17 protein-coding genes are annotated in these 24841 nt (G+C 61.0%); 12 read left to right on the top strand and 5 right to left on the bottom strand.

The annotated features are described in order from the left end of the window. Positions 1–29: 29 nt before the first annotated feature. Together JI59_RS21075 and JI59_RS21070 are read left to right on the top strand one after the other, a co-directional pair. Positions 30–1616 (top strand): GMC family oxidoreductase, encoded by a 1587-nt coding sequence (locus JI59_RS21075; protein ID WP_041565037.1) that lies wholly within the window; start codon positions 30–32, stop codon positions 1614–1616. Between the two features lie 38 nt (positions 1617–1654). Further along, positions 1655–2725, top strand: coding sequence for an LLM class flavin-dependent oxidoreductase (locus JI59_RS21070; protein WP_007014342.1), 1071 nt, complete (start codon positions 1655–1657; stop codon positions 2723–2725). 144 nt (positions 2726–2869) lie between these two features. Here JI59_RS21070 and JI59_RS21065 read toward each other — a convergent pair whose 3' ends face one another. Continuing rightward, entirely contained in the window at positions 2870–4546 is a 1677-nt protein-coding gene (locus JI59_RS21065) for a sulfatase (protein WP_007014343.1), read from the bottom strand. 140 nt (positions 4547–4686) lie between these two features. On the opposite strand from JI59_RS21065, the gene JI59_RS21060 reads away from it, so the two are divergent. From JI59_RS21060 to JI59_RS21035, 6 genes are all read left to right on the top strand, one after another. Next, a complete protein-coding gene (locus JI59_RS21060; RefSeq protein WP_007014344.1) occupies positions 4687–5613 on the top strand; it encodes a LysR family transcriptional regulator in 927 nt (308 codons plus the stop codon). A gap of 232 nt (positions 5614–5845) precedes the next feature. Beyond that, positions 5846–7771, top strand: a complete 1926-nt coding sequence (locus JI59_RS21055) for a glycoside hydrolase family 3 protein (protein WP_007014345.1) — start codon at positions 5846–5848, stop codon at positions 7769–7771. Between the two features lie 2 nt (positions 7772–7773). Next, positions 7774–9519 carry a sulfatase family protein gene (locus JI59_RS21050; RefSeq protein WP_007014346.1) on the top strand — a complete coding sequence of 582 codons (1746 nt, stop codon included), beginning with the start codon at positions 7774–7776 and terminating at the stop codon, positions 9517–9519. Beyond that, positions 9516–11204: a sulfatase family protein gene (locus JI59_RS21045; RefSeq protein WP_007014347.1), complete on the top strand. Its 1689-nt coding sequence runs from the start codon at positions 9516–9518 to the stop codon at positions 11202–11204. Before JI59_RS21050 ends, JI59_RS21045 begins: the two co-directional genes overlap by 4 nt. Further along, positions 11204–13108, top strand: a complete 1905-nt coding sequence (locus JI59_RS21040) for a sulfatase-like hydrolase/transferase (RefSeq protein ID WP_039857916.1) — start codon at positions 11204–11206, stop codon at positions 13106–13108. Before JI59_RS21045 ends, JI59_RS21040 begins: the two co-directional genes overlap by 1 nt. A gap of 341 nt (positions 13109–13449) precedes the next feature. After that, complete coding sequence (locus tag JI59_RS21035; protein ID WP_007014349.1) at positions 13450–15726, top strand: TonB-dependent receptor; 2277 nt, start codon at positions 13450–13452, stop codon at positions 15724–15726. Between the two features lie 134 nt (positions 15727–15860). Here the strand turns inward: JI59_RS21035 and JI59_RS21030 are convergent, their stop codons facing one another. The 3 genes from JI59_RS21030 to JI59_RS21020 all read right to left on the bottom strand — a co-directional run bounded on the left by JI59_RS21030 (position 15861) and on the right by JI59_RS21020 (position 19726). Then, the gene (locus JI59_RS21030; RefSeq protein ID WP_007014350.1) at positions 15861–16742 is read right to left on the bottom strand and encodes an SDR family oxidoreductase; all 882 of its coding nucleotides are present in this window, start codon (positions 16740–16742) and stop codon (positions 15861–15863) included. A 278-nt stretch (positions 16743–17020) separates the two neighbouring features. Then, the gene (locus JI59_RS21025) at positions 17021–17887 is read right to left on the bottom strand and encodes an alpha/beta hydrolase (protein ID WP_160289753.1); all 867 of its coding nucleotides are present in this window, start codon (positions 17885–17887) and stop codon (positions 17021–17023) included. Between the two features lie 225 nt (positions 17888–18112). Next, positions 18113–19726, bottom strand: coding sequence for a GMC family oxidoreductase (locus tag JI59_RS21020; RefSeq protein ID WP_007014352.1), 1614 nt, complete (start codon positions 19724–19726; stop codon positions 18113–18115). Positions 19727–19998: 272 nt separating this feature from the next. Between JI59_RS21020 and JI59_RS21015 the strand changes: the two genes are divergently transcribed. Continuing rightward, positions 19999–20979, top strand: coding sequence for an amidohydrolase family protein (locus JI59_RS21015; protein WP_007014353.1), 981 nt, complete (start codon positions 19999–20001; stop codon positions 20977–20979). 156 nt (positions 20980–21135) lie between these two features. Here the strand turns inward: JI59_RS21015 and JI59_RS21010 are convergent, their stop codons facing one another. Further along, a complete protein-coding gene (locus tag JI59_RS21010; RefSeq protein ID WP_160289752.1) occupies positions 21136–22245 on the bottom strand; it encodes an aromatic ring-hydroxylating dioxygenase subunit alpha in 1110 nt (369 codons plus the stop codon). Between the two features lie 313 nt (positions 22246–22558). On the opposite strand from JI59_RS21010, the gene JI59_RS21005 reads away from it, so the two are divergent. The 3 genes from JI59_RS21005 to JI59_RS20995 all read left to right on the top strand — a co-directional run bounded on the left by JI59_RS21005 (position 22559) and on the right by JI59_RS20995 (position 24805). After that, positions 22559–23620: a dihydrodipicolinate synthase family protein gene (locus JI59_RS21005; RefSeq protein WP_007014356.1), complete on the top strand. Its 1062-nt coding sequence runs from the start codon at positions 22559–22561 to the stop codon at positions 23618–23620. 10 nt (positions 23621–23630) lie between these two features. Continuing rightward, positions 23631–23891: a hypothetical protein gene (locus tag JI59_RS21000; RefSeq protein WP_007014357.1), complete on the top strand. Its 261-nt coding sequence runs from the start codon at positions 23631–23633 to the stop codon at positions 23889–23891. Positions 23892–23977: 86 nt separating this feature from the next. After that, positions 23978–24805: a DODA-type extradiol aromatic ring-opening family dioxygenase gene (locus tag JI59_RS20995; protein ID WP_007014358.1), complete on the top strand. Its 828-nt coding sequence runs from the start codon at positions 23978–23980 to the stop codon at positions 24803–24805. Positions 24806–24841 lie beyond the last annotated feature (36 nt).

The following is a 24841-nucleotide window of genomic DNA, read 5'->3' as shown; positions in this document are numbered from 1 at the left end:
CCGGCACAAAGAGCTGAAAATCGAAACATATGCAGACATTCGACTATATTATCGTGGGGGCAGGGTCAGCCGGTTGCGTTCTGGCCAATCGGCTTTCCGCCAGGCCTTCCGCGCGCGTTCTCCTGATCGAGGCGGGGCTGCCGGACAATTCCCTGATGATCTCGATGCCCAAAGGCTTCGCGAAGCTCGTCGAGACCACCAAGTACGTTCGCCAGTTCAAGACCACTCCGGCGGCGGACAGCTGGGTCCGGCCCGAAACCTGGCCGCGCGGGGTGATGATCGGGGGGTCCAGCTCGCTCAATGGCATGCACTATTCGCATGGTCAGCCTGAAGACTTCGATGCCTGGGTTGCGCAGGGCTGCGAAGGCTGGGGCTGGGATGAAATCAGCCGTTGCTATCGCGAGATGGAGGACAACACGGTCGCCGGGGGCGGCAGTGCCCACCCCTTGCGGATCAGTCAGCACCCGGGACGCAATCCGCTGGATGAGGCCCTGATCGAGTCTGGCGTGACGGTAGGCCTGAAACGGCGCGAGGACGTCAATCAGCCGGATCAGGAAGGCATCGGTTACATGATGCGCACGATCAGGGACGGCAAGCGCGAGAGTTCCGCGACGGCCTTCCTCGATCCGGTGCGGAACCGGCCGAACCTGACGGTGGTAACCGAGACATTGGTTGAACGGATCCTGTTCGAAGGAACCCGCGCTGTAGGTGTGGCTTGCCGGAAAAAGGGCAGGCGGGTCGAATACCGCGCCGTGAGCGAAGTAATCCTTTCGGCCGGGGCCGTCCAATCGCCGCAATTGCTGCAGCTTTCCGGCATCGGACCTGTCAATACGCTCAAGGCGCTCGGTATCGATGTCCTGGTCGAGAGCCCGGGAGTTGGCCAGAACCTGCGCGATCACTGGGCGGCGATGATCCAGTACCGGGTCGATGGTCGATACAGCGACAACCGTGAGTATTCGGGTCTGCGGCTTATCCGCAATGCCCTGCAATACCTGATGTTCAAGCGCGGCGTCATGGCTGAATCGCCGCATGAAGTTACTGCCTACGTTCGCTCGCGACCGGAACTGGATCGACCCGACGTCCAGCTTTTTGCCGGGCCGTTTTCCCTGACCCGTGCGGACGAGGCCGGAAAGTTCGATTTCGACAAGCTCGATGGGATGCAGGTCTGCGCCTACCAGATGCGGCCTGAAACCCAGGGATCGATCGAAATCGAATCGACCGATGCAGCAGTGCAACCGGTCATCCGCCCCCGCTATCTGGGCACGGACCTAGATCAGTCGACGGCGGTCTCGATGGTGCGATATGTGCGTGAGCTGTTCCGGCAACCGGCATTGCAGCAATACGTTTCCGATGAAACGCTGCCCGGGAGCGAGGCGCAGAGCGATGCCGATATTCTGGATTCGGTTCGCCGGACCGGAACGTGCCTCTATCATGCCATCGGCACCTGCAAGATGGGCACTGATCCGCTCTCAGTCGTGGACAGTAACCTGAAAGTGCGGGGCGTTTCGGGCCTGCGCGTCGTGGACGGCTCGGTCATGCCGACGCTGGTCTCCGGCTTCACCAACGGGCCGGTCATGGCGATGGCGTGGAGAGCGGCCGAATTGATCCAGAGTTGAAGGACACCCTGGCAACCACCAGGAGTATAGGAGGTTTTATGATTAAGTCATGGGCATTTGAATTCTTCTTTGCGTCGCGCGAGATCGAACCCATCATTCAGGGTGCAGGCGCCAATCCCAGTGAAGAAGTCTGCAACGAATATGCAAGCAAGATCATCCCTTATTTTCAGGATTACGTTGACCTGTGGGCCAGCGCAGAAAAGCTGGGTTTCCACGGCATTCTGATGAGTGAGCACCACTTCGGCGGCGGTTACAGCCCCTCGCCGAACCTGCTGCTGCCCCTGATCGCCGAGCGCACCAAGAACATCCGCATCGGCGTGATGGGCATGGTCCTGCCCTATCACAACGCATGGCGCATCGTCGAAGAAATCGGCATGCTTGATATTCTGTGCGGCGGGCGCCTTGAAATCGGTACTTCGGCCGGTATCCCTGGCGAATTCAAGCGTATCGGTCTGGATCCGGTCGAAGCCCGGGCCCGCTACGACGAAGCGCTGGAAATCCTCGATGCGGGCATCAAGAACCCCGTGCTGACCCATCACGGCAAGTATTGGAATTTCGACGAGCTGACCCTGGTGCCGCGCCCGGTTCAGGCCAATCCGCCGGTCTGGACCACGGTCATCAGCGTTGAATCGGCGCGCAAGGCAGCGCGGCGTGGATCGAAGATCGTGACCGGCTTCATCCCGACCGAGAAGGTCAAGGAAGTGTTCGACGCATATAACGAGGAAGCCGACAAGTGCGGCAATCCGACCGGTCCGGACATGTGCGGACTTCGCCGGCAGGTCATTTTCGAGATCGACGAGGAAACCGCGGGCAAGTCCGAGGCGTTCGGCGAAATGTTCAAGAGCATGATCGCCAAGGCGGACGATCGCATGGCGACCTCGGATCGCAAGGCGCTCGATAGCCCGGGCAAGCACGGCTACACGATTGGCAAGGAAGAGTTCATCGGCGGTACCCCGAACCAGGCGGCCGATGAGATCATCGAGCAGTGCAAGGAATCGGGCGCTGGCCACTTCCAGGTGGTGTTCTCGGGCGACAACACGCTGCAGGAACTCGCCGGCAACTGGGAACTCTTCGGTCACTACGTCATTCCGAAGCTCAACGCCGCCTGATCCGGTAAGCCACGCTACCGTATCTGTTGTCAGTGCCGGCCTTGTGCCGGCACTGTTTTTTTATCTGGCTTGTCGGCCGGCCGCGATGGTCGTTGAAGTGCCCCCCATGCTTTGTCCCGGGCTATGCAGCTTCGCGTCAGGGGATCACGGATCGATCATGTCGCACGGGCGTTGGACGCCGGGTTTGTCGATGTCCGCCTTGTCCGGGCGTGGTCCCAACGGCTTGAGCAAGCAGTCGCGAGCGGCATCGTAGCCGATGCTGCCCATGCGCTTTTCAACCGGGCCGGGAGGCAGCATTGCGCGCAGGAGCGACACGACTTGCGCGTAGCGCGGATCGTCCGCAAGGTTGCGATGTTCAAGCGGATCCGCCGCGTGGTCGTAGAGTTCCCTGCCGTCCTTGCCTTGCTCCCATTCCGTATAGCGCCAGCGTTCGGTCCGGACACTGCGCCCGCCGTTGACCTGTGACAGCGCCGGCTTGGCCCAGGAGGGGCTGTCGGGATCCGCGAGTAGCTCGGCCAGGCTGGTTCCCTGATTGCGGTTGTAATGCGGCAAGCCAGCCATCTGGGTGAGCGTCGGATAGATGTCGAGCAGTTCGACGGTGCGCGGTGAATGCTCGCCTGCGTTCTTCGTGCCGGGGACCCGGATGATGAGCGGTACCTGAGCAGATTCCTCGAAGAGGATGTTCTTCATCCATTGCCCATGCTCGCCGAGCAGGAAGCCATGATCGCTCATGAAGACAACGATCGTGTCGTCGGCAAGCCCCATCCGGTCTACCGCGTCGAGTACGCGGCCGACCTGGGCATCGACGAAGCTGGTTGCGGCAAGATAGGCGCGGATGATCTCCCGCTGCTCGGTTTCGGTCATGCCGAAATTGTCGGGGGTCCAGGCCTTGCTGGCTGGTAATACCTGCGCGAGCGTTTCCGGAGTTTCGTATGCCAGCTTGATCCTGTCGAGCGGGTAGAGGTCGAAATACTTCTTGGGCACCACTTCGGGCACGTGCGGTCGATAGAAGCCCACGGCAATGAAGAAGGGATCGTCCTTGTGCTGTTCGATCATCCGGATCGCTTCGCTGGCGACCTTGCCATCGGTCTGCTCTTCGTCCTCGCCGTCATCGGCGAGATAGGTCAGTGCAGAGCCATATGGAATGCCGGGAGTGAGATCGTTCAGTCTGCCGTTTTCCGCATCGCGGTCTCGGCCGCTGGGATTGACGACCATGTCCCACGATTGTGGGTCGTCAGGACCGCTCGTCCCGATGTCGCCCGGCACGCCCTGGTGAAATACCTTGCCAACCCTGCCGGAGAAGTAGCCGTTCTGGCGGAAATACTGGGGCAGGGTCGCGATGTCCGGCAGCTTTCTGCGGAAGGGCGTCCACAGGTTATAGACGCCAGTCGTATCGGGCCGGGTTCCGGTCAGGAACGAGGCTCGGCTTGGCGCGCACCATGGAAACTGTGAATAGGCCCGATCGAAGGTTACCCCTTGAGAGGCCAGGCGGTCGAGATTGGGCGTGCGGACATCGGCTTGGTAGGGGCCGATGCGCGCTGCCAGATCGTCCGAGATGATCAGCAGGACGTTCTGGCGCTTGTGCTGCTGGGGTTGGTCAGAAGTGGTATGGACTGTCGGGGCATCAACCGCGGAGCCGGCAGTGCCGTGCCAGCCGCGCGCGGCAGCGGTGAGTGTGGCGGCGTTGCCAACGTCGGCCGCGGAAAGGGCCATCATGCCGACCGCGCCGCTGCAGGCGAAGAGGCGGATCTTGCTGGTCCAACGCTGGATTGGTGTCTTGAAGAGCCGCGCAGCGGCCTGCGCATTGCGATGCGGTGTCATCCGTTTTGCTGTTCCTTCTCCCGGAGAGTAATGCCTAGACGGGAATTTGGATAAACAAAAATTTACATTGGCAATTGTGAGTCATAACGTATCTGGATAGATATGGTCGGCCGTTCCACTCGCTTTCGAGGCCTTTCAGTATGCGTTTTCGCGGACTCGACCTGAATCTCATCCACGTTCTCGATATCCTGCTGGACGAGCGCAGCGTGTCACGTGCCGCCCGCAAGCTCAACCTCAGCCAGCCTGCGGTCAGCGCTGCGCTGTCCCGGCTGCGCGAATATTTCCATGACGAGCTTCTCATTCCGGTCGGACGACAAATGGTTCCCACTGCCTTTTCGGCCAGCTTACGTCCGACGGTCAGGGAAATGCTTGGCAAGGCAGAGCAGTTGACGTCGGCCACGCACCAGTTCGAACCTGCCACATCGCGGCGGCGGTTCAGGATCGGGGCGTCCGACTATGTGTTGATGGTCGTTATCGCGCCGATGTTGCGTCGCTTGCTGGTTGAGGCTCCCGGCCTTGAGTTTGAAATCATCCCGCCCGGTGTCGGCATTGGCGAGAGGCTCGATAGCGGTGACATCGATGTGATCATCAGCCCCGCGCAGTTCCTCGATGAGCGGCATCCGGTGACGCTGCTGTTTCACGATACTCATGTCATCCTGGGCGCGGCTGAGAATCCCGTCATGGCTACGCCCCCGGACATCGACCGGTTCTGCAGCGCCAAGCAGGTAACGGTGAGCGTGGGCCCGCACCAGGAGCTGACATTTGCCGAAAGGCATCTCCAGCCCTACCGCCAGAAGAGACGCCTGGAGGTGTTCATCACAAGCTTCAGTGCTCTGGGACAGGTCCTTGCAGGCACGGACCGGATTGCGGTTGTCCAGCGCCGACTGGCGGAAGTCTTCGTGGAATCGCATCCGCTCGTGATCCAGCCATTGCCGATTGCACTGCCGCCAATGGAGGAAGTGGCGCAGATTCATGCCACGCGCGTCGACGATGCCGGGATTCGTTGGCTTCTGGCCGAATTGCAATTCCAGGCAACGGGCGAGAGGCCATCCGGTCCGGTTGCCTAACTATAACCATTCTTGATCCAAACTCATCACAACTATGCGTTTGGAAAATTGGATATGGCCGGTATGAATTCCTGATCCATCTTGCGCGGTCGGCCCGCCGCCTGGGATAATGCGCGATAAAAATGGGAGATCCAGTCTCCCGTAGGATCGGGAGAGGACAGTCTTGCGTCGTTTCGTTACCAGTTTGGCCATTTCCTGCAGCGTGGCAGTTAGCCTTTCAGCTTGTGCGGCGGTGGCCGGGCATCCACTCGCTGGCGCGGAACGGATAGCGCAGCCTCGCATCGTCTCTCGGTCGATTCCAGTCATCGAGGTGGACGGCCTGCAATTCCGCGATCTCGATCGGAATGGGACGCTCACGGCTTATGAAGACTGGCGTCTTTCACCGGATGAGCGCGCTGCCGATCTTCTCTCCCGCATGACGATCGAGGAGAAGGCCGGGCAGATGGTATTCGCCAATGCCTTTTCGAACGCACCTTTCGGGCAGCCGGCCAGCGGGTATGCCATGGGCGCCGTATCGCACCTGGTTGTTGGCCAGGGCATCACGCATTTCAATTCGATGCTGGTCTTGCCGCTGGGGCAGCTGGCCGAAGCGAACAACACGTTACAGGACGCAGCGGAAAAGGGACGGCTCGGCATTCCCGCCGTCATCGCCACCGATCCGCGACATCACATTGCCAGCACCATTGGCGCCGGCGTGCAAAGCGGCGGCTTCAGCGCCTGGCCCGATACGACCGGATTTGCCGGTTTGGGCGATATGGCCCTTGTCAGCCAGTTCGCTTCAACCGTTCGCCGGGATCTGCGCGCGACAGGTTTTTCAATGCTCCTGGGCCCGCAGCTTGACCTGGCCACTGAGCCTCGCTGGGCGCGGATCAGCGGATCGCTGGGAGAAAGCGCGACCAGCGCCGCGCCGCTTGCGGCAGCGCTGGTAGAGGGCCTGCAGGGCAGCGCGGACGGTCCCACCCGCGATGGCTTGGCAACCGTGGCCAAGCACTTCGTCGGCTATGGGGCGGCCAAGGACGGTTGGGACGCGCATAACCGCTACGGACGTTTCGCTGCGATCGATGAAACAGAACTCAACGATCACCTCCGGCCCTTCGAGGCGGCATTTGCGGTGCATCCCTCTGCAGTGATGCCTGCCTATACGATCGCGCAAGGACTGACGGTCGACGGGCAGGCTGTAGAGCCGGTCGGCGCCGCGTACAGCAAGGTGCTGGTCCATGACCTGCTGCGCACCCGTTTCGGTTTCGACGGCGTCGTGCTGACGGACTGGGGCGTGACCGAGGACTGCGGCGAGATCTGCCGCAACGGTTTTCCCAAGGGCGAGCGGCCCAGCTTCGAAGGCATGTCGACGGCCTGGGGCGTGGAAGACCTGAGCCGTCCCGAGCGCTTTGCGCGGGCGGTTTCGGCAGGGGTGGACCAGTTCGGCGGCGTAATGGATACCGCGGCACTGCTGGAAGCCATTCGCGCCGGCCTTGTCACTCCGTCTCAGGTCGACGAAGCCGTAGGCCGCATTCTGCGACAGAGCTTCCGGCTGGGTCTGTTCGAGGCACCTTTCGTCGATCCGGCGGAGGCCGAACGAACCGCAGGAACTTCGCAAGACAGACAGGCTGCGCGCCTGGCCCAGGGCCGTGTGATGGTGCGACTGGAGGATGACGGCAGCATCGCGGGCACAACTTCCGGGCGGGTCTGGCTGCATAATGTCGATCCGGCCGCTGCCAGGGCTGCCGGGTACGAGGTCGTCGAAGACCCTGCAAAGGCAGACTTTGCGGTGTTGCGCACGGCAGCGCCGCACGAAATGCTTCATCCCGGATATTTCTTCGGCTCGATCCAGCATGAAGGCAGTCTTGCCTTCGCGCCTGGCGATCCGGACATTGCCGCGATCGAGGCGCTTCCGCCCGGCTTGCCGCTGGCCGTTTCGATTTATCTGGACCGGCCGGCCATCGTGACGCCGCTCAAGCGCAGGGCCAATCTGCTTCTCGCCGATTTTGGCGCTGGCGATGCCGCACTGTTTGACGTTCTCGCCGGGCGAACAAAGGCCGAAGGCACGTTGCCCTTCGAGCTTCCCTCCTCAATGGACGCGGTCGAGGCACAGCGCCCCGGCACACCCGCTGACAGCGAACGGCCACTCTATCCTCTCCACTACTACAAGAAGAACTGACCATGATGGACCGTCTGAATCGACGCGAGGCCGTCGCCAGGCTTGGCCTCCTGCTTGGCGCTTCCACGTTGAGCTCCGCCTGTGCATCGCTTCCGCTTGCAGCGGGGGCCAAGCGGCCCAACATCGTTCTGGTCGTGCTCGACGATACCGGTTTCTCCGATTTCGGCTGCTTTGGCGCCGAAATCCGCACTCCGGCAATCGATGCGCTGGCAGCCTCTGGCCTGCGCTATTCGCACTTCGATACCCGGGCGATCTGCTCGCCGACGCGTGCAGCGCTGCTTTCTGGCCGCAACAGCCATACCATGAACATGCTGGACCTTACTGCAGGCGGCAAAACACCGCGCGCGAATGTGCCGGGCGTCCTGCGACAGAACGCGCGGCTGCTGCCCGCGGTCCTCAAGGATGCCGGCTATGTCACGCTGGGTGTAGGCAAGTGGCACCTGAGCCCTGCTTGGGAAGACGGGGCACCCGGAAACAACGCCAACTGGCCGCTGCAACGCGGGTTCGATCAGTTTTATGGTTTCATCGGGGGCTGGCAGGACCAGTATCGTCCCGAATTGATCGATGGCAACCGCAACATCGGCAAGCCGGACGATCCCGGATATCACTTCTCGTCCGCGATCGTGGATGAAGCGATTGCGCGGATAGACAAGCTGGATGCAAAGGATCCGTTCTTCCTCTATCTCGCCTTCGGCGCGACGCATTCGCCTGTCCAGGTTCGCGAGGAGTGGATCGATCGTTACGCAGGCGTCTATGAGCGTGGCTGGGATGCGATCCGGGAAGAACGCCTTGCGCGTCAGAAGCGCATGGGACTGGTGCCGCCGGAAACCGAGCTGCCGCCACATGATCCCCGTGATCGACAATGGTCTTCACTGTCGGACAACGAACGGCAGGTCTACGCCCGCTTCATGGCGACTTATGCGGGTTTCCTTGAGCACGCCGATGCGCAACTCGGCAGGCTGGTGGAAGACCTCAAGCAGCGCGGGGAATACGAGAATACACTTTTCGTCGTCCTGTCTGACAATGGCCCTTCGTCCGAAGGCGGCGAGACCGGTTCCTTCGGCCGCCTCTATCCGCCTGAGCCGGCAGACCCTGATGCCCTGATCGATCGCATGCCCGCAATCGGACGGGAACAGATCGCCATGCAGGTGCCATGGACGATCGCCAGCGCAACGCCCTATCGCCGATACAAGTCGTGGCCCTATCTTGGCGGCGTTCGTGCGCCCCTTATCGTCAGCTGGGCTGCCGGTAATCTGGAGGCCGGCGCAATTCGGCACCAGGCCGTCGACGACATCGACATCGCTCCCACCCTTGCGCAGCTGGCCGGGGCGAGCTTTGCCGTGCCTGACGGGGAGGCGGTCCAGATTCCCCTGGCGGGCCGCACGATCACCGCGACAATGGCTTCGGCCTCGGCGCCGTCGCCCCGTCCGGTCCAGTACTTCGAACTGCGCGGCAACCGCGCGATCCGTGCCGGCCACTGGCGTGCAGTTGCCGTTCATCGCCTCGGCACTCCGTTCGAGACCGACGAATGGCGGCTGTTCGATATGGACAATGACCCGAACGAATCCAGGGACTTGTCCGCGACCAACCCGGAAAAGCTCGCCGAATTGAAGGCCCTGTGGGAAAGTGAGGCACGGCGCTACGGCGTCACCTTGACCGAGGGGCCAGACTACATGCGCCAGTACGATGTCTACGCTGACGAGTTCGACACAGGGCGCGAGACGAACAACAAGGAAACCAAGCAATGAACCGTTCCGGCAACCTGCTGAAGCGTATTGCCCTGGCGGGCTGCGCGGCCTTCGCCACCCTGCCGCTTGCCTCGACCGCTCTTACCGCCCGGGAAGCGCCGGTTGCATCGACAGCGACACACGAAGCGACGCATCCCAACATGATCTTCGTCCTTGTCGACGATCTGCGCTTCGATGCCATGGGCTTTCTCACGCCCGGGCTGAAGACGCCCAATATCGACTACCTTGCCAAACATGGCACCTATTTCCCGAACGCGGTTGTCACCTCGTCGCTGTGCAGTCCCAGCCGCGCAACGATCCTGACCGGGCAGACGGCGCGCAATCATCGTGTCATCGACAATAACAATTCCTCGGAAGAGGGCCTGATCTTCTTTCCCAGCTACCTGCAGAAGGCGGGCTACCAGACCAGCTTCTTCGGCAAGTGGCACATGGGGAATGACACGGACGCTCCGCGCCCCGGATTTAACCGATGGGTCAGCTTCAAGGGGCAAGGAACCTACCTGCCGACCGATCAGCTATCCCCAGCGCAGATCGCCGCAGGCCAACGCCAGATGCTCAACGTCGATGGCACAGAGGTCAAGCGCAAGGGCTACATCACCGACGAGCTGACTGACTATGCCATGGATTGGCTGGAAAACGGGCGTGACAAGTCGAAGCCCTTCTTCCTTTACCTTAGCCACAAGGCAGTCCACTCCGATACGGTCCCGGCCAAGCGCCACGAACACCAGTACGACGATCTGCCGATCGAGCTGCCCGATACCATGGCCGATACGCCCGAGAACCGGAAGGGCAAGCCGGTCTGGGTCCAGAACCAGCGCAACAGCTGGCACGGCGCCGATTTTCCATACCACACCAATGTGGACCTGACGGAGGTCGTGCGCAGCTACTATGAGACGCTCTCATCCGTCGACGACAGCCTTGGCCGTATCCTCAAGTATCTGCGCTCCAACAAGCTCGACAAGAAGACGATGATCGTCTTCTATTCGGACAACGGCTTTCTTTTCGGCGATCACGGGTTGATCGACAAGCGCAATGCCTATGAACCTTCGGTGCGTGTGCCGATGGTGGTCTGGGCTCCGGGCCTTGTTCCCCAGGATGTTACCAACCCGGCGCTCGTGCGCAACCTGGACCTTGCTCCCACGTTCCTCGATCTCGCGGGGGTCGACAAGCCGGGCCAGATGGAGGGCAGCAGCTTCCTCTCCCTGGCCGAGGGCAAGACCGCGCCGTCAGAGTGGAAGCCGGGGGATTTCGTTTACGAGTATTACTGGGAGTGGAGTTTCCCGCAGACGCCCACGACGTTTGCGATCGAACGCAACCGGATCAAGTACATCCAGTACCACGGCGTCTGGGATATCGAGGAGCTCTACGATCTCGGCAAGGATCCTGAGGAAAAAGTCAATCTGATCAACGATCCCGACTATCTCGATGAGAAGGTCGCGCTGCGCAATGCCCTGTTCGATGAGCTTGCGAACGGGAAGGGCGATCATGTCGTTCCCTACACGCGCAAGACCAGCGCGGGCATCGTCAATCGCGACATCAATGGCACGCGCGCGGCTGACTTCCCGCCCGATTGGTACGTCAAGCCGAACCTGCCGAGCAGGATGAACGGCCTGTTCCCCGACACCGAGGAAAAGCTCGAGGCCGACAAGGCAGGGCGGCCCTATTTCCCCAAGGGAGCACACTGATGGCGGCAAGGGCTACCCGCCGACAGATGCTTGCCGGGGGGACGGCTGCGGCGCTATCGGCCTGCGCGACACCTGGCACGGCTTCGGCAAAGACGAAGCTGCCCAACATCGTCTGGATCGTCAGTGAGGACAACAATCCCTTCATTGGCGCCTACGGTGACGACCTTGCCAGGACGCCCAACATCGACCGGCTAGCCCGCAACGGTATCCTCTACCGCAACGCCTATTCCAATGCTCCGGTCTGCGCGCCCACACGCTTTACCATTCTGACCGGTGTGAACGCGGAAAGCTGCGCGCCTGCAAACCACATGCGCGCCGACGCGCATCTTCCGCCGGAACTGCGCACGTATCCGGAATACATGCGGCAGGCTGGCTACTATTGCACCAACAACGTCAAGACCGACTACAACTGCGACGTCGAGCCTGCGCGCATCTGGGACGAGAGCAGCCCGCAGGCGCATTGGAAGAACCGGCCGGAAGGCCAGCCCTTCCTGGCCGTGTTCAATTCCATGACGACCCACGAATCCTCGCTTTTCCGCGCCAAGGATCTGGGGGTCGATCCCGGGGCTGTACGATTGCCCGCCTATCTGCCGGATTTGCCTGAAATCCGAGAGGACTATGCAAAGTACTACGGGCTGATGGAGAAGATGGACGCTGAGGTCGGCGCCCATCTTGCCGATCTGGAGGCTGCCGGCCTTTCCGAAGACACCATCGTGTTCTATTATTCGGACAATGGCGGCGTTCTGCCGCGCTCCAAGCGCTATTGCTTCGATGAAGGGCTTCGCTGCGCGCTTGTCGTGCACGTACCGGAGAAGTGGCGACACCTCGCCCCGGCGGGTCCCGGATCGCGCGTGGACGCGCCCGTCAGCTTCGTCGACCTTGCACCGACCCTGCTCTCGCTTGCAGGCATTCCAACTCCCGCCAGCATGCAGGGGCGAGCTTTCCTGGGTCATTACATGGGGGTGCCCAAGCCGCTGGCCTTCGGAATGCGCAACCGCATGGATGAGCGCTACGACATGGTTCGCACTGTCACCGACGGTCGGTTTCGTTACATTCGCAACTACATGCCACATCGGCCAAACGGGCAGTATCAGGCCTTTGCCTGGATGGCGAAAGGCTATCAGGCATGGCAGGCGGCCTGGCTCGAAGGTAATCTGTCGAAAGTGCAGAGCCGCTTTTTCGAGCCGCGCGTGTTCGAGGAATTCTACGATCTGGAGGCGGATCCCGACGAAGTCGACAATCGTATCGACGAGCCCGGGCTGCGCGACCGGATTGCCCAAATGTCGAAGGCTCTCGACGCGCACATGGTTGCCATCAACGACAATGGCTTCATTCCGGAAGGCAGCCAGCACGAGGGCTATCTTGCCAGCAGGAAGGCCGGTGCAAATCCACTCAAGCGGTTGATGGCGCTGGCGGCTCGAGGAGCACAGCGCGACGCGGCGAATCTGCCGGACTTCGTTTTGGCGCTGGAGGACAGCAATGACGCGGTCCGCTACTGGGGCGCCATGGGGCTTTCGATTCTGGCCGAGAACGCAGCTCCTGCGACCGATGCAATCCTGGCGGCAATGCGCGGCGATAGCTCTGCGCAGGTTCGCTGCATTGCTGCCGAGGCTGCCGCGCATGTCGGGCAAGGCGAAGAGGCTGCAGCGATCCTTGGCAAGCTGCTTTCGCACGGCGAAGACGATGCGATTCGGCTTCATGCCGTCAATGCCCTCACCTACATCGGCGACGTTGCAAAGGTAGCCTTGCCGCAAGTCAGTGCCGCGGCCGAGTACGACAACGAGTTCGTCCGCAATGCTGCGCGTTATCTTGCGGCAGTTCTGGAGGGTCGCTTCGAGCCCGGAAAGCCGACATTCGATTTGCAGTACATGCTCAGTCAGTTTCGGAAGCAAGGCCAACCCTGAAGACTGCCTTGCACCTCATGGTAGCCGAGGCGACGAGGTCATGACGCCACCCTTTGCCTGGGCTGGAGCGGGGCAGACCCGTGTCTGGCGGCAATAAAGTCGAGGTTTCAAGGGCTTCCGGGCGATCCAATCAGGCTGCCTGGGCAATCCAAATTATTTATACTATCTGATACAAACAAATAATTTTTCTTATTTCAAAGTTACGCTTAAGCAGCCGTCACTGTACTTGAATACCTAAGCCGCGTGCGCCTGACGCTCGTAGGCAAGTCGCAACAGGGAGAGTGAACCAGATGACCCGTCAACGCCGAATCCTTATGTCCGCTTGCAGTACAGCCATAGCGATGGCTTACGCATGCGGTGCCGCTCCGGCTCTTGCGCAAGGCGCCGAAGGCGCTTCGGCCGGTGCTGAAATCATCGTGACGGCCCAGCGCCGTGCGGAAAGCCTGCAGGACGTCCCCGTATCACTGACCGTGGTCGGCGAAGACGCCCTGAATTCCCGCAACATCAACGAGGCGGGTGACCTTACCCTTGCCGCCCCCAGCCTCCAGTCCGGGTCGGACAACCAGTTCGCCATTCGCGGCGTGGGTACCGTTGCATTCTCCGATACGCTGGAATCGAGTGTCGCGACTTCGATCGACGATGTGAACATCGGCCGCAGCTTCGGCGCCGGTTCGCTGTTCAATGACGTCGCCCGTGTCGAGGTCCTTTCCGGCCCGCAGGGCTTGCTGTTCGGCAAGAACGCCTCGGCCGGTCTGCTTAACATCGTCACGAAGAAGCCGGAGTTCGGCTATTTTGGCGGGAATGTCGATTTCGAAGCCGTAACCCGCGATACCACACCGGGCAATGGCATGGGCGTGAACATGAAGGGCGTGCTCAATGTTCCTGTCGGGCAGACGACGGCCCTGCGCTTCGATGGGTTCTATTCCTATCAGGAGCCGGTCGGCGTCTTCGTCGGTAGCGGAACGGCCGACGAGAATCTTCGCGCCTATGGGATCCGCGGCAAGTTTCTTACCGAATTCGGTGAGGGCTGGTCGATCTATGTCATCGGCGACTACAACGAAAGACACGGCATCGCCGGATCCTTCGACAGGACGTTCCGCGAACTGGGCGAGGGCAGCGGAGTCGCGCCTATCCTCGAGGATGAGGGAATTACGCCAAGCAAGACGAACTTCTATTATGCCGGCGAAGGTGATTTCCATCGCGACGAGAAGAGCGGCGGCGCGCAGGCAAAGGTGGCCTATGAGCTGGCGAATGGCTGGGAAATCAGCAACATTGCCGCAGTGCGCTTCTCCAAGCGCGACCAGTCCCTCGACACCGACCTCACTGACGTTCAGCAGCTGAGCATCAACTGGCGCAAGTCCAAGTACGACCAGTTCTCCAATGAACTTCGCGTGGCCATTCCGGATACGAGCCGCCTCAACGGTCAGTTCGGCATCTACTATCTGACCTCGAAGCTTGACAGCACCGGGCAGCTTGCCGGGTTCACAGGCCTTCCGGCCGGCTTCATCTCGCGCTTCCCGTTCTGCGTCGGATCCGCCGCTACAGTGGCCGCGAACTGTCCCGTGGCGCGCGATTACTTCATCGGTGGCGATTCAACATATACGCTCAAGGAGCGCAACCTCGCCGGATTCGGTCAATTGTTCTACAAAGTCACCGACTCCCTGCAGCTTCTGGCAGGCGCGCGCGTGACTGATGAGCATCTGTCGATCGATACAGTGCAGAACCAGATGGCGCTCTATTTCGTGAACCTTGGCGTCACCGATTCGTTCAAGGAAAGCTACGACCACACCAGTTTCAGCTGGAAGTTCGGTGGACAGTACAACATTACGCCGGACATCATGGTCTATACGACCTATGGCAAGGGACGTAAGGGCGCCGGTTTCAATGACCGTGCTACCCAGTTGGGGCAGAAGCTGCTGGTGGAGCCGGAAGACGCAAAGAGCCTCGAGGCCGGCATCAAGACGAGCTGGTTCGACAAGAAGCTCATCTTCAACGTCGGGCTGTACCACACCAAGTTCAGCAACTACCAGGTGCAGTCTCTGGACACGGTGGCCCAGACCTTCATCATCCAGAATGCGGCGACGTTGACGACCAAGGGCGCGGAATTCACGGTCCTGGCCAAGCCTTTCCCGGGCCTGTCGATCAATGGCTCGGCGACCCTGCAGAAGGCCGTCTTCGGTGATTTCCTTGGGGCGCAGTGCAACCCGGGGCAATCGGTTCCCTGCGGAGCCGACGGCACCTACAATGCCAAGGGAACCGAACTGCCTACCGCGCCTCGTTTCGCCGGTACAATTCAGGCAATGTACGAAGGGGCGCTGACAGACAGCCTCGACTATTTCATCGAGAGCAACCTCTATCATCGCTCCGCGCTCAATTATCGAGTTGGCGAACCCGCAATCACCCGTGTCGGTCCGATCGATGTACTGGGCGCAAGCATCGGCCTGAAAGCCGGTTCGACGACGTTCCGCATTTTCTGCAAGAACTGCACCGACAAGCGTGTTCCCGCTTTCCTCAACCCCGACGCCGGGGATGCGAACGCCGGGATCGCCTCGTCGATCCAGCAGTGGAACTTCAAGTCCGTGCGCAACATCGGGATCTCGCTTGAAACCGAGTTCTGATGTTCGGGATTTGAGTTAGAAGTCACGCGTTGCGACCCTCGCCAATCACGTGATTGGCGAGGGTCGTTTCGTCAGGTTGGGACAGACCAACCAGTTATGGCCCAGTTATGGCCCAGTTATGACGCGGCGCCGGATTACGAGGCGGTCGAGGGCACTTGCTTGCGCGCGAAGGTTTCGAAATTTGTCGCAGGGCGGCCAAGCAACCATTCAAGCACGTTGGGATTCCCGACGAAGTCATGCTTGGAGTACCAGGCGCTGATGGATGAAATGACATCCAGATACTCGCGCCAGACACCGGAAATTTCCTCCAGCCCGAAGTTCCTCTTCATGAACTGCTCGGGTGACTGTTCCTCGACCGCGATTGGCTTGGCCATTACGCGTGAGAGAATTCGCGCGATTTCGTGAGCATTCAGCTTGTCGGGTCCGGCTAGCTCATAATTCGCGAAATAGTGCCGCGACCCCTCGGTCAGAACTTTCGCTGCAACATCGGTAAGGTCGTCGATCGCGATCATGGATCCGCGCCGCTCGCCCGCGATGTTCCAGAACATCGGGAGGACACCCGTGCGCAGCGGAATGTCGATGTAATGCTCGACCACCATGAAGTCGCAAGGCCTCAGGACCGTGCAATTGAGGCCTGACTCAAAGAGCTTCTCCTCAATGTCCCGTTTCCAGCGATGCTGAACGATGTCGATGATCGTGTGATATACGGAACTCATCACCACGTGCCGGGTGCCGTTCCGCCGCGCCGCCTCGATCATGGCCAACCCGTAGTCCGTTTCGCGGGCAATGCCTGCCGGACCCACGTGATAGACTGCGTCGCAGTCCTCAAGCGCCCGGGTATAGGTATCCACTTCGGTCAGGTCGCCGACGAAGACTTCGCTGGCGCCCAGTGCCAGGAGTTCGTCGTCCTTGCCGGGCGTGGCGCGTGCTGCGCGCACGGTATGGCCTAGCGCGCTCAGCTTCGGGAGGAGCAGCTTGCCTTGATGGCCTGCCGCTGCGGTCAGCAGAATCTTCATGGTCGGTCCTCTCCTCCTTCAAATGCAATCACGCTGCGAAGCGGTCGCGCGGCTGTGCCGTCCTCAATCGCACTACTGGCGGCGCATCGAGTGCTCATGCATTGCTGAGGAAATGGTCGCCCTGCATGAGTAACGGCAAAGCCGTCTTCTGCGCAGGGGCTCGCCCTATCGCTTGTGCCGGGAAGGCACCTTGCGGGCCGCAGACAAGAGCAATGAATGCGGCGTGGCTGCTACTTAGGAACCACGCCGCAACAGCTCTTGACTGGCAGTTGTCCCGGTCAGCCCGGCTTGCCGCCGCCTTTCGCCATCTGCGCCATCATTGCGCGGAACGCCTCTGGGCCCTTGGCAAAGAGGTTGGTTTCCATCGCTTCATCGACATAGCGCTGCGGATCGAGCACGATCCGATCCAGGAAGAGCGCGATTTCTGCGACCATCGGCTTCATCATGCTGGGCTCGCCGATGAATTCGTGATTGGCCTTGGCGACGAGGTGAAGCTCTGCCGTCACACCCAGTTCGACCAGCTTGTTGTAGAGGTTGACGCTGGCCAGCGGATCGATGAGCCAGTCAGCGGTGCCGTGAAGCAGGAATACCGGAGGGAAGTCGGCTGAGATCTGATCGATCGGATTGGCCGCGCTCAAGGCTTCGGCGGCAGGCGCCGGGCCCACCAGCATCGTACCGTTGAACAGGCCCTTGGCGGGGCGCTCGTCGGTCGAGAGGGCGCTGGCGGCGAACAGCGAGAGGACCGCAGCAACGGGAACTTCACCGCGCAGCCTGGCGGTGGCGAGCAGGGCAAGGTGGCCGCCTGCCGAACCGCCGGCCAGAACGATGCGATCCTTTGCAACGCCAAGCTTGTCGGCGTTCTCCGAAACCCAGCGGACGGCGGAAACGATATCGTCGATCTGCGCCGGCCAGGGCGATTCAGGAACCAGGCGATATTCCGGGGCAACGACGACGAAGCCCTTTTCCGTCAGGGCACTTGCCAGCGGTGCCATCATGCCGCGTGCGCCGGTCATCCAGCCGCCGCCATGGATCAGGACGATGGCCGTGCGCGCTGCACTGCCGCCCTCTTGAGGGGCATAGGTGTCGAGCTTGAGCTCTCGCTCTGCCGTGCCGCCATAGACGATGTCGTTCGTTGTCAATGCCATTTCAGATTCTTCCCTGATATTGCCGATGTTCAGGCTCAAACTTCTCTCTTGGTAGTACCGAGCCTTGGCTGGTTCCACCCGCATTCATTTTCCGTACTCACGCGGTGAGACACCGCAATTTCAATCCGGGGCAGACCAGACGCGTTTGGCGAACGGGCTTCAAGCGACGATTGCGTTGGCCTGCGTTGCGTCCACTTCAATCGGCTGCTCTCGGCAAGGCAGTTGCTAAGCCGATCGACCGAGAATCAGATCGCTCGCGCGTTCCCCGATCATGATGGCAGCGGGATTGGTGTTCGCCCCCGGAACGAGCGGAATGACAGAGGCATCGGCCACGCGAAGGCCCGACACAGTGCTGACCTGCAAAGTCGGATCGACCACGGCGAGTTCGTCCTGTCCCATGCGGCAGGTTCCCACCGGGTGGTGGGTAATCTCCGCGTGCTGCCTGATGAAGGCTTCCAGCTCGCCATCTGTCGCGACTTCGGGACCGGGAGCCATTGGGCCGGTGAGCAAGTGAGACAATCCCGGCTGGCCGGCGATTCGCTGCGCGCTGCGAATGCCCCGTATCATCGTCTCCATGTCCCGCGGGTCGTCGAACATGTTGAAGCGGATGGCCGGATGGTCGCGAAAGTCTGGCGACTTCAAGGTCACCGAGCCTCGGCTGAAGGGGTGCAGCAGGCAGATTGGCCAGGTCCACTTGTGGCTCTGGCGACGCAGCAGCCAGGGCTGTGCATCCGAGCGGATCGTAGTGAGCATGATCTGGATATCGGGTCGATCGAGTTCGGGCAGAGTTCGCAGCAGGACATTGCCGCTCACGCCGTTGCCAGCCAGAGCGCCGCCGTGCCCGATCATCCAGCGACCGAGGGCAAGCGCCATCCGGTCCATCCGCAGCGTGCTGAGAAGGCTCTCACGCGCGCCGAAGTCGATATAGACCATGGGATGTTCCTGGAGGTTGGCGCCGACGCCGGGGAGATCGACCAATGGCTCGATACCCATGGCCCTCAGATCTCCGGCATTGCCGATGCCCGAAAGCATCAGCAATTGGGGAGAGTTATAGGCTCCTCCGCACAGGATGACTTCTTTTGCTGCAAGCGCATTGTGCAATGCGCCTTCGGCTTCATATTCGATGCCGACGGCGCGTTTGCCCTCGAACAGGACTCGCTTGGCAAGGGCGTTGGCGATGAGCCGGCAGTTTCCCGAGCGCAAGGCCGGTTCGAGATAGACTGAATTCGTGCCATTGCGCACGCCCCCGCCACTGTTCTGGGGCATCGGGGAGACGCCTTCATGAAAGTCGCCGTCGGGATCCTGCGTTGTCGGGTATCCTGCCTGCTGGGCGGCTTGTGCTATTTCGTCGAGGAACTGATGGGATCCCTTGCGCACGACGACCCGGACTGGACCATCGTGTCCGTGACGATGGACGTCGTCGTTCCAGCTGGTTTCGGACTTGCGGAAGTAAGGCAGCACGTCGTCATAGGACCAACCGTGCGCACCGGATTGCGCCCAAGCATCAAAGTCCAGCGGTGAACCGCGCAGGAATGCCATTCCATTGATGGCGGAACTGCCACCGATGACTTTGCCGCGCGGGACCTGGATGCGGCGCCCGCCAAGGTTTGCCTCCGGCTCGCTGACGAAGCTCCAGTTGAAGGGACGAAAATTCCAGGCGACCTTGTGGAAACCCGGGATGCGACTGACGGCGTTGACCTTGGCCGGGCCAGCCTCGATCACCAGAACGCTCGCCCCGTTCTGGCTCAGCCGGGCGGCGATCACGCTTCCGGACGATCCGGCGCCAACGACGATGTAGTCAAAGGTTTCGCCGATCGGCTTCGTGCCTTGTCGGGCCATTATCCATTTCTCCCTAGATTTGGCGAACGATAGGTCCCGCCTGGTCTTTGCGCCAAGCGTGTATTGAGCGACCCGGGGGTCGCCCCTGGCAGAGCCGGGCAAAACCGCTGCGCATGAATTCGGCGAGGTTGGCGCAAAGTGCGCGTTTGCGCCTTCCGGCAGGCCAGGAAGCGTGAGTTATTGGCAACGCGACCCCGCGAAAGTTTGCATGACTTCGGACTCGCACGGACCTGCGCAGGGCGTAGTCTGATGAAAACAGTGAGAGGACCGGTATGACCATCGAAGGCAAGATTGCGCTTGAGGAACATTTCCTCGATCCGGCTCAGGACGCTTATTTTGACATGGTGTCGCACGGCAAGGACCCGTTTACGGGCCCGCACGCGGTTGAGGTCATGAAGAAACTGCGGGATACCGACGCGGCCCGGATTGCCGATATGGATCGGATCGGGATCGAGATCGCGGTCCTTTCCTATTACAACGGCAGCTCCGTGCAGCTCGATCCCGATCATGACCGAGCGGAATCGACGGCCCAGGCCATGAACGACTTCCTGGCGGCGCGCATCGCCGCACATCCGGATCGTTTCAAGGGCTGGGCGGCCTTGCCTGTACAGGATCCTCAGGCCGCCGCGCGTGAACTGGTTCGCTGTGTCAACGAGCTTGGCTTCGTCGGCGCGATGATCAACGGCCACACCCAAGGCGAGTACCTCGACGAACCCAGGTTCCTGCCGATCTGGGAAAAGGCTGCCGAACTGAACGTGCCGATCTATCTGCACCCCGGCATCACCACACCGGATCCGGTGCGCAGTTACGCTGCCTATCCTGCGCTGGAAAAGCCGGCCTGGGGCTGGAGCGTTGAAACCGGGCTGCATGCGCTGCGGATCATCCTGGGGGGCGTGTTCGATCGCTTTCCCGACATGCAGCTGGTGCTTGGGCATATGGGGGAACTGCTGCCCTTCCACTGCGCCCGCTTCGATCAGATCGAGCCTGCAACACAGGCGCAGAAAGGGGCGCCCAAGCATGCGATCACCCATTACATCCACAACAATATCATGATTACCACCAGCGGGAACCTGTCCCCGGCGACGATGATTGGCGCGATCCTGGAAATGGGCGCCGACCGCATTCTCTATGCTACCGACTATCCGCTCGCCGATGCTGACCATTTCAATCATCTCGTCGAAACCGCGCCGATCAGCCATGCTGACCTGATGAAGATCTGCCGCGACAATTCGCGCCGGTTGTTCGGCCTGTAACTGGCGGACGGCAATTCGTTCCGGCAGTGTCAGGTGCTTGGTGCGCGCCTGTCACTGCTGGAATGGAACTGCGTTTCCAAGACCGCCGCTTGCGGTGATGCCCGCCATATCGGCCCCTGGCACCTCGGGTGTTGCAGGGCCGCTGGCGGGCGGCGGTCAGGCCGGCATGGTCTCGGCGCCGGGCTCGGTTGTGAAAGCATCGGCGGCACGGGTCTCTCCGCCTTCGGCCTTGATCAGCTTGCGGATCACCGAACGCATCTGCACGGGTCCAACGTCGGCCTTGATGATCACTTCGTTCGGGGCGCCCTTGTCGATGATCTTCTGCTGGGCCTCGATCATTACCCGATCCTCGTTGAAAGCCATCTTTGCCACTTCCACAAGGCCGAGGGCCATTTGTTCGTCACCATCCACGGCGCGCGGACCGAACGAGAAGAAGTAACGCGTATGGCGCTCGTCGATCGGGGTAAGGATATGGTTTGAGAACGAGGCATTGACGGGTTGCGCGGTGGGCTGGGACTTCCCATCCGCCGGCATGTCTTCGGGGCGATACATCGCCGATGTCAGCAGCAGCACGCCCGCGGCGTAGTAGTCGCTGTTGTTCCACTGGGCCCAGTCGAGGCCGACATAGTCAGCAAGGCCCTTCTCGCCGTCTTCCTTCATGCTCAAGCCGCGTCCCGCCGGGATCCAGCGTGTGACGCGGATGCCCCGTTCGGTACGGCGCACGGTCGGCAGGATGCGCGCCCATTCCTCGGTCGCGCCGAAGGAATTGTTGTGGACGTAGCCCAGGTGGGTGAGGTCCGTGAGATTGTCGTTGATCAGTTCGTAGTTGGCCTCGTAATCGAGCTGACCCGGCTTGAGGACCCAATCAGGGTCGTCGAGCCCGACGACCGGCGGGATCAGGTCGGGATCGGCGGCCGCGGCATCACCCATCCATACCCAAAGCCAGCCGCCGCGCTCGACGCTTGGGTATACCCGGACGCGTGCGCTTTCCGGAATGGTGTCCTGGCACGGGATTTCGATGCACGCACCGTCCTGGTCGAACTTCATGCCGTGGTACATGCAGCGCAGGTTGCAACCATCCTCGATGCGCCCCTTCGAGAGGGGAGCGAAGCGATGGCAGCAGCGATCTTCCATCACTGTTACACCGCCGTCCGCGCGGCGATATACTACCAGCGGCTCGCCGATTATCATGAGCGACGTCAACTTCTCCGGCTCGAGGTCGTGGGACCACGACGCTACGTACCAGCAATTCTTGATAAAAGGCATGGACTGCATCCTCCGTGCTTTGATTATGGGTCGAACCGGGAAGGCGATTCAGCCCTCAATTGTCGACAACCTTCTTGCCCCCACTACATATATTGCCGCAGGCAGAAGGCGTCTCTTGAGGAAACGTCCTGCCGGTGTTGCCAGCAGCGCAAGTGAGTCAATTTCCGATCGTTGCCCTGCGCTCAACGCTGCAGCGCGCATTTCTCGGTTCTGTTTCAGCACCGTACAGGTCTATTCATCCTGTTATAACAATTTGCTCGTTCGTGTCTGAAAAATCGCTTACAAGGGGTCTGGCTGTTGCAACTCCTTTGGGATGGCTGAGCGAGCATCTGCAGGCAAGCAGATCGAGATTTGGAGAATGGATGTGGCAAGGCGCAAGGAACTGTTGACGGTCGACTCGATTCGCGGAGCCTGGGCGATCATACCCACTCCGTCGAAGCCGAATGCGTCGGACTGGCGTGAGGCCAACACCGTCGATCTGGATGAGACCGCGCGTGCCATCGAGGCTTTGATCGAAGCGGGCGTTGACGGGATTCTCTCGTTCGGGACTCTGGGTGAATGCGCTACCCTCACGAGACAGGAAAGGCATGATTTCGTCGCCACCGCCGTTGAGACGGTGCGTGGAAGAGTGCCCTTCTTCACCGGCACCACGACTTTGAGCACCCGCGACACGATCGAGTTGACGCGCGAAGCATCGGACCTCGGTGCCGACGGGACGATGATCGGACTTCCGATGTGGTGTCCGGCGGATACGGCTTCGGCCGTGGGTTACGTGCGCAGCGTGGCCGAAGCCTGCCCGGAAATGGCCATTTCGATCTATGCCAATCCGGGCATCTTCCAATACGATTTTCCGGCGCCGTTCTGGGCTCAGCTGAGCGAAATACCGCAGGTGGTGACCGCCAAGCTGTCGTCGCGGATGCGCTGGCCGTCGTTTGTCCGTGCCTCGAAGAACCGCATCCGCCTGATGCCTATCGATCTGGAATACTATGCCGCGGCGCGCATCGACCCGGAATTCATGACCGCGTTCTGGACTACCGGTGCAGTGTGCGGACCCAAGGTCGTCACGACCTTCCGCGACGAAGTGGTCAAGGCCAAGCAGACAGGTGACTGGCACAAGGCAAAGGAAATCAGCGACGCGATGGTGCAGTCGACCCGGCCGCTGTTCCCGCGCGGCGATCCGCACGAGTTTGCCAAGCACAACATTGCCCTTGAAAAGGCGCGGATGGATGCGGCCGGTTGGATCAAGGCAGGTCCTTGCCGCCCGCCGTACCATAATACCCCGCAGGATTTCCTCGATGGCGCCGCGAAGGCTGGACGCAATTGGGCCGATCTGGAAGCGAAGGTGCAGGCGGGTCAGCCGCTTGTGAGCGGATGAGGCAGCGGCCATGAGCGTGAACGGTATCGAACGCGCGATCTGGCTGGCGACGACCAGCGATGACGCGCGCGCCGCCTATCTCGCCGACATGGGTGAGTACTTGAACAGGTTCCGCATCACAGCGGAAGAGCGCGAACTGCTGCTCTCCTGGAAGCTCAAGGCGCTCATCGCGCACGGCGTGAATCCCGGACTTCTGCTCGGGGCATTCTCGGCAATACATGGTCGCGGCAAGCGGACCGAATATCTGCAGGTGATGGCTGAAAATGAATAGGCGCCAACCGATGGACCCGATGGGTAATATCGTTCAGCCGCTCCGGGCCGGTGCTGCGCACATGCGCACGAAGGGAGTTTAGCGACATGGCACAGATCGTGGGCGGGTTCGTGCTGCCGCACAATCCCGGAATAACGATGGTCCCGAAACAGCGCTGGAGCCCGGGAAAGCATGAGGCCATCTATGGGCATTTCGCCGAAGTTGGCGCTCGGGTTAAGGCTTTGGGTGCAGATACGGCGATTGTCATAGGGTCGGACCATTACACGTGCTTCGGGCCGCACTGCATTCCGTCGTGCTTGATCGCGATCGGCGATGTCGAGATGCCTTTCGAGGATTGGCTCGGCTTCGATCGCGTGGCAATCGCCAACAACGAGCCGCTGGCGCGCCATATCCTCGATTTCGGACTGCGCGGCGGTGTGGACTGGGCATTCGCCAAGGCCATAACGGTGGATCACGCGATCGCCATTCCGTACCGCTTGTCGCTCGCCGACAATCAGGACCTGAAGGTCATCCCGATCTACCTCAATTCGGGGATTTCACCCCTGTTGTCGAGCCGCCGTGCATTCGCGCTCGGCGATAGCGTGCGCCGCGCGATCGAGGCCTGGCCCGGGGATGAGAAAGTCGTCGTCCTGGGGACTGGTGGCATGAGCCACTGGGTCGGAGACGAGCAGATGGGGCGGGTGAACGCAGAATTTGACGAAGATCTCATGGCTTTGATCGAAGCCAACGACGTGGAAGCCCTGATTGCGCTAAGCGATGACGAAGTCGAGGACGCAGCCGGGAATGGCGCGCTGGAAATGAAGAATTTCATTTGCGCCATGGCCATGACACCCGCGGCCAAGGGCAGGGTCATCGGATACGAGGCGATGCCCGAGCTCATTACCGGACTGGGCTTCGCGGAGTTGGTGGTTTGATGAATAAATGGCCGGATTGATATTGTCCGTCCGGCC

The organism is Novosphingobium pentaromativorans US6-1, from assembly GCF_000767465.1.
GTDB classification, from domain to species: Bacteria; Pseudomonadota; Alphaproteobacteria; order Sphingomonadales; family Sphingomonadaceae; genus Novosphingobium; species Novosphingobium pentaromativorans.
Note: the sequence above shows the minus strand (reverse complement) of the source record. Positions and strands in the feature narration are given on the sequence as shown.